Raw genomic sequence first — 15,993 nt, 5'->3', positions numbered from 1 at the left:
GGACAGCAGGTCGCGAACTTCCATCTCGACCAGTTCCAGCAGCTCAGCGTCGTCTACCAGGTCAGCCTTGTTCAGGAAGACCACGATGTACGGAACGCCTACCTGACGGGACAGCAGGATGTGCTCACGGGTTTGTGGCATCGGACCATCGGCGGCCGAGCAAACCAGGATCGCGCCGTCCATCTGGGCAGCACCGGTGATCATGTTCTTCACGTAGTCAGCGTGACCTGGGCAGTCAACGTGAGCGTAGTGACGAATGTTCGAGTTGTACTCGACGTGAGCGGTGTTGATGGTGATACCGCGCGCTTTTTCTTCCGGAGCCGAGTCGATCTTGTCGAACTCAACAACGGCCGAACCGAAAACTTCGGAGCAGACGCGGGTCAGCGCTGCGGTCAGAGTGGTCTTACCGTGGTCAACGTGGCCGATGGTGCCGACGTTAACGTGGGGAAGGGAACGATCAAATTTTTCTTTAGCCACGACAGTGAACCTCTTGCCTAAAGGGGATTAGCCTTGTTTTTTAACGAGTGCTTCGACGATGTTCGACGGAGCTTCGGCGTATTTGGAGAATTCCATGGAGTAGCTTGCGCGACCCTGAGACATGGAACGAACGTCGGTTGCGTAACCGAACATCTCTCCGAGCGGTACCTCAGCAGTGATTACCTTGCCGGACACCGAGTCTTCATTACCCTGGATCATCCCGCGACGACGGCTCAGGTCACCCATCACGTCACCCAGGTAGTCTTCCGGGGTTACAACTTCGACCTTCATGATCGGCTCAAGGACCACGCCACCGCCCTTCTGGGCCAGTTGCTTGGTCGCCATCGAAGCGGCGATCTTGAACGCCATTTCGTTGGAGTCGACATCGTGGTACGAACCGTCGAATACGGTAGCCTTCAGGCCGAGCAGCGGATAGCCGGCAACAACGCCGTTTTTCATCTGCTCTTCGATACCCTTCTGGATCGGGGCGATGAATTCCTTAGGAATCACACCACCAACGACTTCGCTGGTGAACACCAGACCTTCGGTGATGTTGCCCTTCTCGTCGACGTCCGGCTCCGAGAAACGGATCCAGCAGTGACCGAACTGACCACGACCACCCGACTGACGAACGAACTTGCCTTCGATCTCGACGTTGGACTTGGTGATCTTCTCGCGGTAGGAAACCTGCGGCTTGCCGACGTTGCACTCGACGTTGAACTCGCGCTTCATGCGGTCAACGAGGATGTCCAGGTGCAGCTCACCCATACCGGAGATGATGGTCTGGCCGGTTTCTTCGTCGGTCTTGACGCGGAACGACGGGTCTTCCTGAGCCAGCTTGCCCAGTGCGATACCCATCTTCTCCTGGTCAGCCTTGGTTTTCGGCTCTACGGAGAGCGAAATTACCGGCTCAGGGAAGTCCATACGCTCGAGGATGATCGGCTTGTCGGCGTTGCACAGGGTGTCACCAGTGGTGACGTCCTTCATGCCGATCAGAGCAGCGATGTCACCAGCGCGTACTTCTTTGATCTCTTCACGCTGGTTGGCGTGCATCTGAACCATACGACCAACGCGCTCTTTCTTGCCCTTGACCGAGTTGATGACGGAGTCACCGGAGGTCAGGAAGCCCGAGTAGACGCGAACGAAGGTCAGAGTACCCACGAACGGGTCGGTGGCAATCTTGAACGCCAGGGCCGAGAACGGCTCGTTGTCGTCAGCAGGACGCTCATCGTACTGCTCTGGAGTGACTTCATCCTTCGGCACGTCGATCAGGTCAGGGTGGATACCCTTGATCGCCGGGATTTCGGTCGGAGCGGGCAGGAAGTCGATAACGGCGTCGAGAACCAGGGGAACGCCCTTGTTCTTGAACGAGGAACCGCAGACAGCAGGAACGATCTCGCTCGCCAGGGTACGGGCGCGCAGACCAGCCTTGATGTCTTCGACGGACAGGTCACCTTCTTCAAGGTACTTGTTCATCAGCTCTTCGTTGGCCTCGGCAGCAGCCTCGACCATGTTGTTGCGCCATTCGTTGGCCAGGTCCACCAGCTCGGCAGGAATCTCTTCCTCACGGTAGGTAGTACCTTTGTCGTCGTCGTTCCAGTAGATGGCTTTCATCTTGATCAGGTCAACCTGACCCTGGAAGTCGTCTTCTGCACCGATAGCCAGCTGGACCGGGACCGGGGTGTGACCCAGGCGGTTCTTGATCTGGCCGACAACGCGCAGGAAGTTGGCACCAGCACGGTCCATCTTGTTCACGTAGACAACACGTGGAACGCCGTACTTGTTGGCTTGACGCCATACGGTTTCGGACTGTGGCTCAACGCCGGAGGTACCGCAGAACACAACGACCGCGCCGTCGAGCACACGCAGCGAACGCTCTACTTCAATGGTGAAGTCAACGTGGCCGGGGGTATCGATGACGTTTACGCGGTAGTTGTCGTACTGACCACGGGAACCTTTCCAGAAGGTGGTAACGGCAGCGGAGGTAATGGTGATACCGCGCTCCTGCTCCTGCACCATCCAGTCGGTGGTCGCGGCGCCGTCATGCACCTCGCCCATCTTGTGGCTCAGACCTGTGTAGAACAGGATCCGCTCGGTAGTGGTAGTCTTGCCCGCGTCAACGTGCGCGCAGATACCGATGTTACGGTAGCGGTTAATTGCTGTAGTACGAGCCATAAAGCCCTCGCAAAATGATTGATGCTTGAATTAGAAGCGGTAGTGCGAGAACGCTTTGTTGGCTTCAGCCATACGGTGAACGTCTTCACGCTTCTTGACTGCAGCACCCTTGCCTTCAGCAGCATCCAGCAGCTCGCCAGCCAGGCGCAGAGCCATCGACTTCTCGCCGCGCTTGCGGGCGTAGTCTACGAGCCAGCGCATTGCCAGAGCGTTACGACGGGACGGACGAACTTCAACCGGAACCTGGTAAGTGGCACCGCCGACACGGCGGGACTTTACTTCGACCAGCGGAGCGATGGCGTCGAGAGCTTTCTCGAAGATTTCCAGGGGGTCGCTGTTCTTGCGTGCTTTGACGGTATCCAGGGCACCGTAAACGATGCGCTCGGCTACGGCCTTCTTGCCGCTTTCCATCACGTGGTTCATGAACTTGGCGAGGATCTGGGATCCGTACTTCGGATCGTCCAGGATCTCACGTTTTGCTGCTACACGACGTCTTGGCATGATAAGCCCTCAAACGGTCTTCAGGTTAGCCCGGGACGTGGGTCTTCGACCCCTGCCCGACCTTACTCTTATCGACTCAAAAAAATGGATGTCTGCAAACGACCGATTACTTCGGACGCTTGGTACCGTACTTCGAACGACCCTGGTTACGGCCTTTGACGCCCGAAGTATCCAGAGAGCCGCGAACGGTGTGGTAACGAACACCTGGCAAGTCTTTTACACGGCCGCCACGGATCAGGACGACGCTGTGCTCTTGCAGGTTGTGGCCTTCACCGCCGATGTACGAGGAAACCTCGAAACCGTTGGTCAGACGCACACGGCATACTTTACGCAGTGCCGAGTTAGGTTTTTTCGGCGTGGTGGTGTACACACGGGTGCACACGCCACGACGCTGCGGGCAGTTCTGCAGCGCAGGAACGTCGGACTTCTCGACCGAACGCTTACGCGGCTGACGTACCAGCTGGTTGATAGTTGCCATCTACTAGCTCCACTGATTGTCTTGCGACTCTATTGTCTTGCAAGAAAGCCAAAAATTGGCGAGACGGAGCCTCACCAAATTTAAGGGTACAAAAGTCTAAAGAGGATCTTGCACCCAGTCAAGACGAGGCCCCGGCCCTCCTCGCCCGATCATCGGCAACAATTCATGTCGCCGATGATCGCTGGAGGCTTGCCGGGGCCCTGCCCTGCACTTAGTTACCGCTGGAGTTCAGCGCTTCGGTCAGTGCGGCTTCCACCTCACTGGCGCTCACACGCAGCGGCTTGTCGGCATCACGGCGACGCTTGCGCTCGCTGTGGTAGGCCAGACCAGTACCAGCCGGGATCAGGCGACCCACGACCACGTTCTCTTTCAGGCCGCGCAGGTAGTCGCGCTTGCCGGTTACCGCCGCTTCGGTCAGTACGCGGGTGGTTTCCTGGAAGGAAGCCGCCGAGATGAACGATTCGGTGGACAGCGAGGCCTTGGTGATACCCAGCAGCACACGGGTGAACTTGGAGATGAACTTGTCTTCGCTGGCGAGACGCTCGTTCTCTACCAGTACCTGAGTCAGTTCCATCTGGTCGCCCTTGATGAAGCTGGAATCGCCCGACTCGGAGATCTCGACCTTGCGCAGCATCTGACGCAGGATGGTCTCGATGTGCTTGTCGTTGATCTTCACGCCTTGCAGACGGTAAACGTCCTGGATCTCGTTGACGATGTACTTCGCCAGCGCGCTCACACCCAGCAGACGCAGGATGTCGTGCGGATCGCTCGGGCCGTCGGAGATGACTTCGCCGCGGTTTACCTGTTCGCCTTCGAAGACGTTCAGGTGGCGCCACTTCGGAATCAGCTCTTCGTACGGATCGCTACCGTCGGTCGGAGTGATGACCAGACGACGCTTGCCCTTGGTCTCTTTACCGAACGCGATGGTGCCACTGACTTCAGCCAGGATCGAGGCTTCTTTCGGACGACGCGCTTCGAACAGGTCGGCAACGCGTGGCAGACCACCGGTGATGTCACGGGTCTTCGACGTTTCTTGCGGGATACGCGCGATAACGTCACCGACGCCGATCTGGGCACCGTCAGCCACACCGACAAGGGCGTTGGCCGGCAGGAAGTACTGGGCAGGCACGTCGGTGCCTGGCAGGTACAGGTCCTTGCCGTTGGCGTCGACCATCTTGATCGCCGGACGGATTTCCTTGCCGGCGGCAGGGCGATCCTTGACGTCCATCACTTCAATGTTGGTCAGGCCGGTCAGTTCGTCGGTCTGGCGCTTGATGGTGATGTTTTCTTCCATGCCCACGAAGGTCACGGTACCTTTGAGCTCGGTAACGATCGGGTGGGTGTGCGGGTCCCACTTGGCGACGATGGCGCCAGCTTCGACCTTCTCACCTTCCTTGACCGAAATCACCGCACCGTAAGGCAGCTTGTAACGCTCACGCTCACGACCGAATTCATCGGCAATGGCCAGCTCGCCGGAACGCGATACGGCAACCAGGTTGCCGTCGGCACGCTCGACCTGCTTCAGGTTGTGCAGACGCACCATACCGCCGTTCTTCACCTGGACGCTGTCGGCAGCCGAGGTACGGCTTGCAGCACCACCGATGTGGAACGTACGCATGGTCAGCTGGGTACCCGGCTCACCGATCGACTGTGCAGCGATAACGCCGACAGCTTCACCGATGTTCACCTGGTGACCGCGAGCCAGGTCGCGACCGTAGCACTTGGCGCAGATGCCGTAGCGGGTTTCGCAGTTGATCGGCGAACGCACGACCACTTCATCGATGCTGTTCAGCTCGATGAACTCGACCCACTGCTCATCCACCAGGGTACCGGCCGGAACGATGACGTCCTCGGTGCCTGGCTTGAACACGTCACGGGCGATGACACGACCCAGTACACGCTCACCCAGCGGCTCGACAACGTCACCGCCCTCGATGTGCGGGGTCATCAGCAGGCCCTGGTCGGTGCCGCAGTCGATCTCGGTAACCACCAGATCCTGCGCCACGTCTACCAGACGACGAGTCAGGTAACCGGAGTTAGCAGTCTTCAGTGCGGTATCCGCCAGACCCTTACGAGCACCGTGGGTCGAGATGAAGTACTGCAGTACGCTCAGACCTTCACGGAAGTTCGCGGTGATCGGCGTCTCGATGATCGAGCCGTCCGGCTTGGCCATCAGGCCACGCATACCGGCCAGCTGACGAATCTGGGCAGCGGAACCACGCGCACCGGAGTCGGCCATCATGTACATCGAGTTGAAGGACTCTTGCTCGACTTCCTTGCCCTCGCGGTCGACGACCTTCTCTTTCGAGAGGTTGGCCATCATCGCCTTGGACACTTCGTCGTTCGCCTTGGACCACAAGTCGATGACCTTGTTGTACTTCTCGCCCTGGGTAACCAGGCCGGAGGCGTACTGGCTCTCGATTTCCTTCACTTCGTCGGTGGCGGTACCGATGATGCGGGCTTTCTCGTCCGGGATCACGAAGTCGTTGACGCCGATCGAAACGCCGGAAATGGTCGAATAAGCAAAACCGGTGTACATCAGCTGGTCGGCGAAGATCACGGTCTCTTTCAGACCAACCACGCGGTAGCACTGGTTGATCAGCTTGGAGATCGCCTTTTTCTTCATCGACTGGTTGACCACGTCGAACGGCAGGCCGGCAGGCACAACCTGGAACAGCAGCGCACGGCCGACAGTGGTGTCGACAATACGGGTGTTCTTGACGATGGAGCCGTCGCGCTCTTTCACGGTCTCGTTGATACGGACCTTGATTTTCGCGTGCAGGGCCGCTTCGCCGGCGCGGAATACGCGGTCGACTTCCTGCAGGTCGGCGAACACGCGACCTTCGCCCTTGGCATTGATGGCTTCACGGGTCATGTAGTACAGACCCAGTACAACGTCCTGCGACGGAACGATGATTGGCTCACCGTTGGCTGGCGACAGGATGTTGTTGGTCGACATCATCAGCGCGCGCGCTTCGAGCTGGGCTTCCAGGGTCAGCGGCACGTGAACGGCCATCTGGTCACCGTCGAAGTCGGCGTTGTACGCGGCGCAGACCAGCGGGTGCAGCTGAATAGCCTTGCCTTCGATCAGAACCGGTTCAAAGGCCTGGATACCCAGACGGTGCAGGGTCGGTGCACGGTTGAGCAGTACGGGGTGTTCGCGAATCACTTCGGCAAGGACGTCCCACACCTCTGGCAGCTCGCGCTCGACCATCTTCTTGGCGGCCTTGATGGTGGTCGCCAGACCACGCATTTCCAGCTTGCCGAAAATGAACGGCTTGAACAGCTCAAGGGCCATCTTCTTCGGCAGACCGCACTGGTGCAGACGCAGGGTCGGACCAACGGTAATTACCGAACGGCCGGAGTAGTCCACGCGCTTACCGAGCAGGTTCTGACGGAAGCGACCTTGCTTACCTTTGATCATGTCGGCCAGGGACTTCAGCGGACGCTTGTTCGAGCCGGTGATGGCGCGACCGCGACGGCCGTTGTCCAGCAGGGCGTCGACCGCTTCCTGCAGCATGCGCTTTTCGTTGCGCACGATGATGTCCGGCGCCGACAGATCGAGCAGGCGCTTCAGACGGTTGTTACGGTTGATCACCCGACGATACAGGTCGTTCAGGTCGGAGGTCGCGAAGCGGCCGCCATCCAGCGGTACCAGCGGACGCAGGTCCGGCGGCAGTACTGGCAGGACGGTCAGGACCATCCACTCAGGCAGGTTGCCCGAGCCCTGGAAAGCTTCCATCAGCTTCAGGCGCTTGGACAGCTTCTTGATCTTGGTTTCCGAGTTGGTCTGCGGAATCTCTTCGCGCAGGCGGCCGATCTCGTGCTCCAGGTCGATAGCGTGCAGCAGCTCGCGGACAGCCTCGGCACCCATGCGGGCGTCGAAGTCGTCACCGAACTCTTCCAGCGCTTCGAAGTACTGTTCGTCGTTGAGCAGCTGACCCTTCTCGAGGGTGGTCATGCCCGGGTCGATAACGACATAGCTCTCGAAATAGAGCACGCGCTCGATATCACGCAAGGTCATGTCCATCAGCAGGCCGATACGGGACGGCAGCGACTTCAGGAACCAGATGTGGGCAACCGGCGAAGCCAGTTCGATGTGCGCCATGCGCTCACGACGAACCTTGGCCAGGGCGACTTCAACGCCGCACTTCTCGCAGATCACGCCACGGTGCTTCAGGCGCTTGTACTTACCGCACAGGCACTCGTAGTCCTTGACTGGGCCAAAGATCTTGGCGCAGAACAGGCCGTCACGCTCAGGCTTGAACGTACGGTAGTTGATGGTTTCCGGCTTCTTAACTTCACCGAACGACCACGAACGGATCATTTCAGGCGACGCCAGACCGATGCGGATGGCGTCGAACTCTTCGACTTGACCCTGGTTTTTCAGCAAATTCAGTAGGTCTTTCAAGGCCTTTCCTCCTGGCGGAGCAGGGAGCGGGCATTACCTGCCCACTCCCCTTCGCGTCACGTGTTATTCGGTTTCCAGATCGATATCGATACCGAGCGAACGGATCTCTTTGATCAACACGTTGAAGGACTCGGGCATGCCCGGCTCCATACGGTGATCGCCATCCACGATGTTCTTGTACATCTTGGTACGGCCGTTCACGTCGTCCGACTTCACTGTGAGCATTTCTTGCAGGGTGTATGCCGCGCCGTATGCTTCCAGCGCCCACACTTCCATCTCCCCGAAACGCTGACCACCGAACTGCGCCTTACCACCCAGCGGCTGCTGGGTAACCAGGCTGTAGGAACCAGTGGAACGCGCGTGCATCTTGTCGTCCACCAAGTGGTTCAGCTTGAGCATGTACATGTAACCCACGGTCACAGGACGCTCGAACTTATTGCCGGTACGGCCATCGAACAGCACCATCTGGCCGCTTTCCGGCAGGTCTGCCAGTTTCAGCATGGCCTTGATCTCACGCTCCTTGGCACCGTCGAAGACCGGAGTAGCCATAGGCACGCCTTTCTTCAGGTTGTTCGCCAGGGCGAGGATCTCTTCGTCGGTGAACTCTTCCAAGTTCTCCTGACGCCCACCGATTTCGTTGTAGATCTCGGTGAGGAAGGTACGCAGTTCAGCGGCTTTACGCTGCTCTTCGATCATGCGGTCGATCTTCTCGCCCAGACCCTTGGCCGCGAGGCCCAGGTGGGTTTCGAGAATCTGACCGACGTTCATACGCGAAGGTACGCCCAGCGGGTTCAGTACGACGTCGACCGGAGTACCGTTGGCGTCGTGCGGCATGTCTTCGACCGGCATGATTACCGAGACGACACCCTTGTTACCGTGACGACCGGCCATCTTGTCACCCGGCTGGATGCGACGGCGGATTGCCAGGTAGACCTTGACGATCTTCAGTACGCCTGGAGCCAGGTCATCGCCCTGCTGCAGCTTGCGCTTCTTGTCTTCGAACTTGTCGTCCAGCAGGCGACGGCGATCGACGATGTACTGCTGGGCCTTTTCCAGCTGCTCGTTCAGTGCATCTTCGGCCATGCGCAGTTTGAACCACTGGCCGTGCTCCAGACCGTTCAGGACGTCATCGGTGATCACGGTGCCTTTCTTCAGGCCCGCGCCACCGTCGACCACCTGGCCGTTCAGGGCAGAACGCAGACGCTCGAAGGTCGCGCCTTCGACGATGCGGAACTCTTCGTTGAGGTCCTTGCGGATTTCGTCCAGCTGCATCTTCTCGATGGCCAGGGCGCGGCTGTCGCGCTCGACGCCATCGCGGGTGAAGACCTGGACGTCGATGACGGTGCCCTTGGTGCCGGTCGGCACGCGCAGGGAGGTGTCTTTGACGTCGCTGGCCTTCTCACCGAAGATTGCGCGCAGCAGTTTTTCTTCCGGCGTCAGCTGGGTTTCGCCTTTTGGCGTTACCTTGCCGACCAGGATATCGCCAGCGCCGACTTCGGCACCCACGTAGACGATACCGGCTTCGTCCAGCTTGTTCAGCGCAGCCTCACCCACGTTCGGGATGTCCGCGGTGATTTCCTCTGGGCCAAGCTTGGTGTCACGCGCCACACAGGTCAGTTCCTGGATGTGGATCGTGGTGAAGCGGTCTTCCTGGACCACACGCTCGGACAGGCAGATGGAGTCTTCGAAGTTGAAGCCGTTCCACGCCATGAACGCGATGCGCATGTTCTGACCCAGTGCCAGTTCACCCATGTCGGTGGACGGGCCGTCGGCCATGATGTCGCCACGCTGAACCTTGTCACCCTTGCTCACCAGCGGACGCTGGTTGATGCAGGTGTTCTGGTTCGAACGGGTGTACTTGGTCAGGTTGTAGATATCCACACCTGCTTCGCCGGTTTCCACTTCGTCGTCGGCAACGCGGACAACGATACGGCTGGCGTCGACCGAGTCGATCACACCACCGCGGCGAGCAACCACGCAAACACCGGAGTCACGGGCGACGTTGCGCTCCATGCCGGTACCTACCAACGGCTTGTCGGCACGCAGGGTCGGTACAGCCTGACGCTGCATGTTCGAACCCATCAACGCACGGTTGGCGTCGTCGTGCTCGAGGAACGGAATCAGCGACGCTGCGACCGAGACTACCTGCTTCGGCGAAACGTCCATCAGGGTGACGTCTTCCGGCGCCTTGACGGTGAATTCGTTCAGGTGACGAACGGCTACCAGCTCATCGACCAGCTGCTTCTTCTCGTTCATCGCGGCCGAAGCCTGGGCGATGACGTGATCGGCTTCTTCGATGGCCGACAGGAACACGATGTCGTCGCTGACAACGCCTTCCTTCACCACGCGGTACGGGCTTTCCAGGAAGCCGTACTGGTTGGTGCGGGCATAGGCCGCCAGGGAGTTGATCAGACCGATGTTCGGACCTTCAGGGGTCTCGATCGGGCACACGCGGCCGTAGTGGGTCGGGTGTACGTCACGGACTTCGAAGCCGGCGCGCTCACGGGTCAGACCACCCGGGCCGAGTGCGGAGACGCGGCGCTTGTGGGTGATCTCGGAGAGCGGGTTGTTCTGGTCCATGAACTGCGAGAGCTGGCTCGAACCGAAGAACTCCTTCACCGCCGCCGCTACCGGCTTGGCGTTGATCAGGTCCTGCGGCATCAGGCCTTCGCTTTCAGCCATCGACAGGCGCTCTTTGACCGCACGCTCTACGCGCACCAGGCCAACGCGGAACTGGTTCTCGGCCATCTCGCCGACACAACGGACGCGACGGTTACCGAGGTGGTCGATGTCGTCGACGATGCCCTTGCCGTTACGGATATCGACCAGGGTCTTGAGGACCTCGACGATGTCTTCCTTGCTCAGCACGCCCGAACCTTCGATCTCGGTGCGACCGATACGACGGTTGAACTTCATGCGACCAACGGCCGACAGGTCGTAACGCTCGGCGCTGAAGAACAGGTTGTTGAACAGGGTCTCGGCGGCATCCTTGGTTGGCGGCTCGCCTGGACGCATCATGCGGTAGATCTCGACCAGCGCTTCCAGTTGGTTGCTGGTGGTGTCGATCTTCAGGGTATCCGAGATGAACGGACCGCAGTCGATGTCGTTGGTGTACAGGGTCTCGACGCGGACAACCTGGGCCTTGGCGATCTTCACCAGCAGGTCGGTGGTCAGCTCGGTGTTGCACTCGGCGATGATCTCGCCGGTGGCAGGGTGCACGATCGCCTTGGCGGTGGTGCGACCCAGCACGTACTCCAGCGGTACGTCCAGCTCTTTCACGCCAGCCTTTTCCAGCTGGTTGATGTGGCGCGCGGTGATACGGCGGCCTTGCTCGACGATGACCTTGCCGCTGCCGTCATGGATGTCCATGACCGCAACTTCACCACGCAGACGCTGAGGCACCAGTTCCAGGCTCAGTTTTTCGCCGGACAGGTGGAACACGTTGGTGGTGTAGAAGGTGTTGAGTACTTCTTCGGTGCTGTAGCCCAGCGCGCGCAGCAGTACCGAGGCCGGCAGTTTGCGGCGACGGTCGATACGCACGAACACGCAGTCCTTCGGGTCGAACTCGAAGTCCAGCCAGGAACCGCGGTAAGGGATGATGCGCGCGGAGTACAGCAGCTTGCCCGAGCTGTGGGTCTTGCCACGGTCGTGGTCGAAGAACACACCCGGCGAGCGGTGCAGCTGAGATACGATCACACGCTCGGTACCGTTGATTACGAAGGTACCGTTCTCAGTCATCAGGGGGATTTCACCCATGTAGACTTCTTGCTCTTTGATGTCCTTGATCGCTTTGTTCGACGATTCCTTGTCGAAGATGATCAGGCGCACCTTCACCCGCAGCGGGACCGCGAAGGTCACACCACGCAGGACACATTCCTTCACATCGAACGCCGGCTCGCCCAGGCGATAGCCGACGTACTCCAGGGCAGCATTGCCGGAGTAGCTGATGATCGGGAATACCGATTTGAAGGCCGCATGCAGGCCGACGTCGCGGAACTGATCCTTGGATGCTCCCGCCTGCAGGAATTCGCGATACGAATCCAGCTGGATGGCCAGGAGGTAAGGCACATCCATGACGTCCGGCAACTTGCTAAAGTCCTTGCGGATACGTTTTTTCTCAGTGTATGAGTAAGCCATCAGCATTCCCCAGCTTGGTCACCTGCTTGTTTGGCATCTCCCGGCGGGAGCAGCCGAAAATCGTGCAAACCTCTTGGTTTGCGCCACCCTCATGGGTGTCTTGCAGCTCGTTATCGGGGCCGACCTGATCGGCCACCAATAACGGAAAAAGGCCGGTGGCATAAGCCACCAGCCATCAGTCCTTCGCTTAACGCTCGGACTGGAGTCGCAAAGTCGAAATTACTTCAGCTCGACTTTAGCGCCAGCTTCTTCCAGCTTCTTCTTCGCGTCTTCAGCGGCTTCTTTCGAAACGCCTTCAGCGATGACCTGAGGAGCGCCGTCGACTTTCTCTTTGGCTTCTTTCAGGCCCAGACCGGTCAGTTCACGAACTGCCTTGATCACGTTGACCTTCTTGTCGCCAGCTTCGGTCAGAACGACGTTGAACTCGGTCTGCTCTTCAGCAGCGGCAGCAGCAACAGCTGGGCCAGCGGCAACAGCGGCAGCAGCGGTAACGCCGAAGGTTTCTTCCATCGCTTTGATCAGCTCAACAATTTCCAGAACGGTTTTCTGGCCGATTGCTTCGATGATTTGCTCGTTAGTCAGAGACATGACTTAAATCCTGTATTGGGGTGACAGCCTACGCAGCCATCAAATTAAACGTATGATTTTGAAAGTGTTGCGCGTGCCTTAGGCAGCAGCAGCTTCTTTCTGGTCGCGCAGAGCTGCCAGGGTACGAGCCAGCTTGCTGGTTGCACCTTGGATTACGCTCATCAGCTGTGCGATAGCCTCGTCGCGAGTTGGCAGGGTTGCCAGCACGTCGATCTGGTTAGCGGCAAGGAACTTGCCGTCAAACGCAGCTGCCTTGATCTCGAACTTGTCCTGACCCTTGGCGAACTCTTTGAACAGGCGGGCAGCAGCGCCCGGGTGTTCGTTGGAGAAAGCAATCAGGGTCGGGCCTTTGAACGCGTCGTTGAGGATCGAGAATTCGGTGCCTTCAACAGCGCGCTTGAGCAGGGTGTTACGTACGACACGTACGTAAACGCCAGCTTCGCGGGCCTCTTTACGGAGTCCGGTCATTGCGCCTACAGTCACACCACGGGCATCAGCCACGACAGCGGACAGAGCGACTTTGGCAGCCTCGTTGACTTCAGCGACGATGGCCTTCTTGTCTTCGAGTTTAATTGCCACGGGTTTACTCCTGGTTTCTACCGTTTCATCTGGCCGAAGCCGGATGTCGTTTTGGTGTCTGATTCGCGAACGAATCGGGAGCACCATCTGCGTAGGCTTGAGGTTTAAGGCTTGCGCCGCCTACGGTCTTGGATAGCCCCCGCCAGGCAGGGACCCCAATTTAGTAGCCGGTGCGACCAAGATCGCACCGACCGAGCATTACACGTTCAGCGAGCTCTGATCGATGATCAGACCTGGGCCCATGGTGGTGCTCAGGGTAACGCGCTTGACGTAGATACCTTTCGAGGAAGCCGGCTTGATACGCTTCAGATCAGCGATCAGGGCTTCAACGTTTTCCTTCAGCTTGCCGGCTTCGAAGCCGATCTTGCCAACGGAGGTATGGATGATACCGTTCTTGTCGGTACGGTAGCGAACCTGACCAGCCTTGGCGTTTTTCACGGCAGTGGCTACGTCTGGGGTCACGGTACCGACTTTCGGGTTAGGCATCAGGCCGCGAGGACCCAGAACCTGACCCAGCTGACCTACAACGCGCATTGCATCAGGCGATGCGATGACGACGTCATAGTTCAGGTCGCCGCCTTTCATTTCGGCAGCCAGGTCGTCCATACCTACGCGGTCAGCGCCGGCAGCCAGAGCGGCCTCAGCAGCTGGGCCCTGGGTGAAGACGGCAACACGTACGGTCTTGCCAGTGCCGTGTGGCAGCACGGTAGCGCTACGAACGACCTGGTCGGATTTACGTGGGTCAACACCGAGGTTGACGGCGATGTCGTACGACTCGACGAACTTGGCAGCCGGCAGCGAAGCCAGCAGGGTTGCGGCTTCTTCGAAGTTGTAGGCCTTGCCTGCTTCGATTTTCTCGGCGATAGCCTTTTGGCGCTTGGTCAGCTTAGCCATTACACACCCTCCACGTTCAGGCCCATGCTACGGGCGGAGCCGGCGATGGTGCGTACAGCAGCGTCCATGTCAGCAGCGGTCAGATCGGCCTGCTTGGCCTTGGCGATCTCTTCCAGCTGAGCACGGGTGACGGTACCGACCTTGACGGTGTTCGGGCGAGCCGAACCGCTGGTCAGGCCAGCAGCTTTCTTCAGCAGAACCGAGGCAGGGGTGCTCTTGGTCTCGAAGGTGAAGCTACGGTCACTGTAGACAGTGATGATCACTGGAGTCGGCAGACCTGGCTCTTGACCCTGGGTACGGGCGTTGAAGGCCTTGCAGAATTCCATGATGTTCACACCGTGTTGACCCAGTGCTGGACCAACGGGTGGGCTTGGGTTGGCCTGGCCGGCCTTTACTTGCAGCTTGATGTAAGCCTGAATCTTCTTAGCCATGAGCTACTCCAAATTCGGGTACGAACGCCTGATGGCTCCCCGTTTGACTTGCGTTTTATCCCAGTGACGACAAAACCCCGCAGCACATAGGGCTGCGGGGTATGGGATGCTGCGTTCTGCTAGACCTTTTCGACCTGGCTGAACTCGAGCTCCACCGGGGTGGAGCGACCGAAAATGAGCACTGCAACCTGCAGACGGCTCTTTTCGTAGTTAACCTCTTCGACACTGCCATTGAAGTCGGCGAACGGACCATCAATGACGCGAACCACTTCACCCGGCTCGAACAGCGTCTTCGGCTTCGGCTTGTCACTCCCGTCGGCAACGCGACGCAGGATGGCCTCTGCCTCTTTATCGGTGATCGGCGCAGGCTTGTCTGCGGTACCACCAATGAAACCCATGACCCGAGGGGTATCCTTGACAAGGTGCCAAGTCCCTTCGTTCATTTCCATCTGGACCAGCACATAGCCAGGGAAGAACTTACGCTCGCTCTTGCGCTTCTGGCCGTTGCGCATTTCGACGACTTCTTCGGTCGGGACCAGGATCTCGCCGAATTCGTCTTCCATGCCAGCCAGCTTGACGCGCTCGATCAGGGAGCGCATTACATGCTTCTCGTAACCCGAGTAAGCATGCACAACATACCAACGCTTAGCCACGAGACACCCTTAGCCAACGATCAAGGAGACCAACCAGCCGAGCAGGGAATCTAGACCCCACAACAGCAGCGCCATGACCAGAACTACAGCCACGACAATCAGCGTGGTCTGAGTGGTTTCTTGGCGGGTCGGCCACACGACTTTACGGATCTCGGTACGAGCTTCCTTCGCCAGCGCAAAGAACGACTTACCTTTGGCGGTCTGCAGGGCAACGAAGCCAGCGACAGCAGCCAGGGCAAGCAGGACAAGTACGCGATACAGGATCGGCGACGCGGAGTAATACTGATTACCCACGACACCGACGACTACCAATGCGACAACAGCGAGCCACTTGAACAGATCAAAACGCGATTCTTGGGCTTCAGTTTTGGGAGTCATCGAGGAGGATCCTGTGAGAAGAAAGCCATCACACCGAGGTGAATGGCAGGTCAGGAGGGAATCGAACCCCCAACCTACGGTTTTGGAGACCGTCGCTCTGCCAATTGAGCTACTGACCTATAACGCTGTATCAGGCCGGCCATTATACCGGCCTGATCAAGTAAATCAACTACTTATTCAATAATTTTCGCTACGACGCCGGCGCCGACGGTACGACCGCCTTCACGGATGGCGAAGCGCAGACCGTCTTCCATTGCGATGGTCTTGATCAGGGTGACAGTCATCTGGATG

At 58.7% G+C, this 15,993-nt stretch carries 14 protein-coding genes and 1 tRNA gene; all 15 read right to left on the bottom strand.

All coding sequences use genetic code 11. The annotated features are described in order from the left end of the window. Positions 1-477 (bottom strand): GTP-binding protein (locus AC25M7_RS25205; RefSeq protein ID WP_486971613.1); only part of this gene is annotated, 477 nt, incomplete at its 3' end. 27 nt (positions 478-504) lie between these two features. Further along, positions 505-2,652 carry an elongation factor G gene (gene fusA / locus AC25M7_RS25200; RefSeq protein ID WP_028692257.1) on the bottom strand — a complete coding sequence of 716 codons (2,148 nt, stop codon included), beginning with the start codon at positions 2,650-2,652 and terminating at the stop codon, positions 505-507. 30 nt (positions 2,653-2,682) lie between these two features. Continuing rightward, on the bottom strand, positions 2,683-3,153 hold the full coding sequence (rpsG, locus tag AC25M7_RS25195) for a 30S ribosomal protein S7 (protein WP_003246741.1): 471 nt from the start codon (positions 3,151-3,153) through the stop codon (positions 2,683-2,685). Positions 3,154-3,259: 106 nt separating this feature from the next. Then, entirely contained in the window at positions 3,260-3,631 is a 372-nt protein-coding gene (rpsL, locus tag AC25M7_RS25190) for a 30S ribosomal protein S12 (RefSeq protein ID WP_003255492.1), read from the bottom strand. 211 nt (positions 3,632-3,842) lie between these two features. Next, on the bottom strand, positions 3,843-8,042 hold the full coding sequence (rpoC, locus tag AC25M7_RS25185) for a DNA-directed RNA polymerase subunit beta' (RefSeq protein ID WP_028692258.1): 4,200 nt from the start codon (positions 8,040-8,042) through the stop codon (positions 3,843-3,845). Positions 8,043-8,105: 63 nt separating this feature from the next. Next, a complete protein-coding gene (rpoB, locus tag AC25M7_RS25180; RefSeq protein ID WP_028692259.1) occupies positions 8,106-12,179 on the bottom strand; it encodes a DNA-directed RNA polymerase subunit beta in 4,074 nt (1,357 codons plus the stop codon). Further along, positions 12,160-12,348, bottom strand: a complete 189-nt coding sequence (locus AC25M7_RS25175) for a hypothetical protein (protein ID WP_143496079.1) — start codon at positions 12,346-12,348, stop codon at positions 12,160-12,162. Before AC25M7_RS25175 ends, rpoB begins: the two co-directional genes overlap by 20 nt. Positions 12,349-12,398: 50 nt before the next feature. Then, positions 12,399-12,767: a 50S ribosomal protein L7/L12 gene (gene rplL / locus AC25M7_RS25170; RefSeq protein ID WP_011531883.1), complete on the bottom strand. Its 369-nt coding sequence runs from the start codon at positions 12,765-12,767 to the stop codon at positions 12,399-12,401. 78 nt (positions 12,768-12,845) lie between these two features. Continuing rightward, complete coding sequence (gene rplJ / locus AC25M7_RS25165; protein WP_003257082.1) at positions 12,846-13,346, bottom strand: 50S ribosomal protein L10; 501 nt, start codon at positions 13,344-13,346, stop codon at positions 12,846-12,848. Between the two features lie 198 nt (positions 13,347-13,544). After that, on the bottom strand, positions 13,545-14,240 hold the full coding sequence (gene rplA / locus AC25M7_RS25160; RefSeq protein WP_028692260.1) for a 50S ribosomal protein L1: 696 nt from the start codon (positions 14,238-14,240) through the stop codon (positions 13,545-13,547). Continuing rightward, positions 14,240-14,671 carry a 50S ribosomal protein L11 gene (gene rplK / locus AC25M7_RS25155; protein WP_028692261.1) on the bottom strand — a complete coding sequence of 144 codons (432 nt, stop codon included), beginning with the start codon at positions 14,669-14,671 and terminating at the stop codon, positions 14,240-14,242. Before rplK ends, rplA begins: the two co-directional genes overlap by 1 nt. A gap of 119 nt (positions 14,672-14,790) precedes the next feature. Continuing rightward, positions 14,791-15,324, bottom strand: coding sequence for a transcription termination/antitermination protein NusG (gene nusG / locus AC25M7_RS25150; RefSeq protein WP_011531880.1), 534 nt, complete (start codon positions 15,322-15,324; stop codon positions 14,791-14,793). A 9-nt stretch (positions 15,325-15,333) separates the two neighbouring features. Continuing rightward, positions 15,334-15,702, bottom strand: coding sequence for a preprotein translocase subunit SecE (gene secE / locus AC25M7_RS25145; RefSeq protein WP_011531879.1), 369 nt, complete (start codon positions 15,700-15,702; stop codon positions 15,334-15,336). 43 nt (positions 15,703-15,745) lie between these two features. Further along, a tRNA-Trp gene (locus tag AC25M7_RS25140) sits at positions 15,746-15,821 on the bottom strand. Between the two features lie 54 nt (positions 15,822-15,875). After that, on the bottom strand, positions 15,876-15,993 hold a 118-nt coding region (locus AC25M7_RS25135), incomplete at its 5' end, for an EF-Tu C-terminal domain-related protein (protein WP_082476772.1).

This window comes from Pseudomonas sp. P106(2024) (assembly GCF_057480815.1).
Note: the sequence above shows the minus strand (reverse complement) of the source record. Positions and strands in the feature narration are given on the sequence as shown.

What these genes read in the sequence shown, in the direction of transcription:
- secE (WP_011531879.1), bottom strand. Translation starts at nt 15,702, where the DNA reads ATGACTCCCAAAACTGAAGCCCAAGAATCGCGTTTTGATCTGTTCAAG.
- rplL (WP_011531883.1), bottom strand. Translation starts at nt 12,767, where the DNA reads ATGTCTCTGACTAACGAGCAAATCATCGAAGCAATCGGCCAGAAAACC.
- rpsL (WP_003255492.1), bottom strand. Translation starts at nt 3,631, where the DNA reads ATGGCAACTATCAACCAGCTGGTACGTCAGCCGCGTAAGCGTTCGGTC.
- rpoB (WP_028692259.1), bottom strand. Translation starts at nt 12,179, where the DNA reads ATGGCTTACTCATACACTGAGAAAAAACGTATCCGCAAGGACTTTAGC.
- rpsG (WP_003246741.1), bottom strand. Translation starts at nt 3,153, where the DNA reads ATGCCAAGACGTCGTGTAGCAGCAAAACGTGAGATCCTGGACGATCCG.
- rplK (WP_028692261.1), bottom strand. Translation starts at nt 14,671, where the DNA reads ATGGCTAAGAAGATTCAGGCTTACATCAAGCTGCAAGTAAAGGCCGGC.
- rplA (WP_028692260.1), bottom strand. Translation starts at nt 14,240, where the DNA reads ATGGCTAAGCTGACCAAGCGCCAAAAGGCTATCGCCGAGAAAATCGAA.
- fusA (WP_028692257.1), bottom strand. Translation starts at nt 2,652, where the DNA reads ATGGCTCGTACTACAGCAATTAACCGCTACCGTAACATCGGTATCTGC.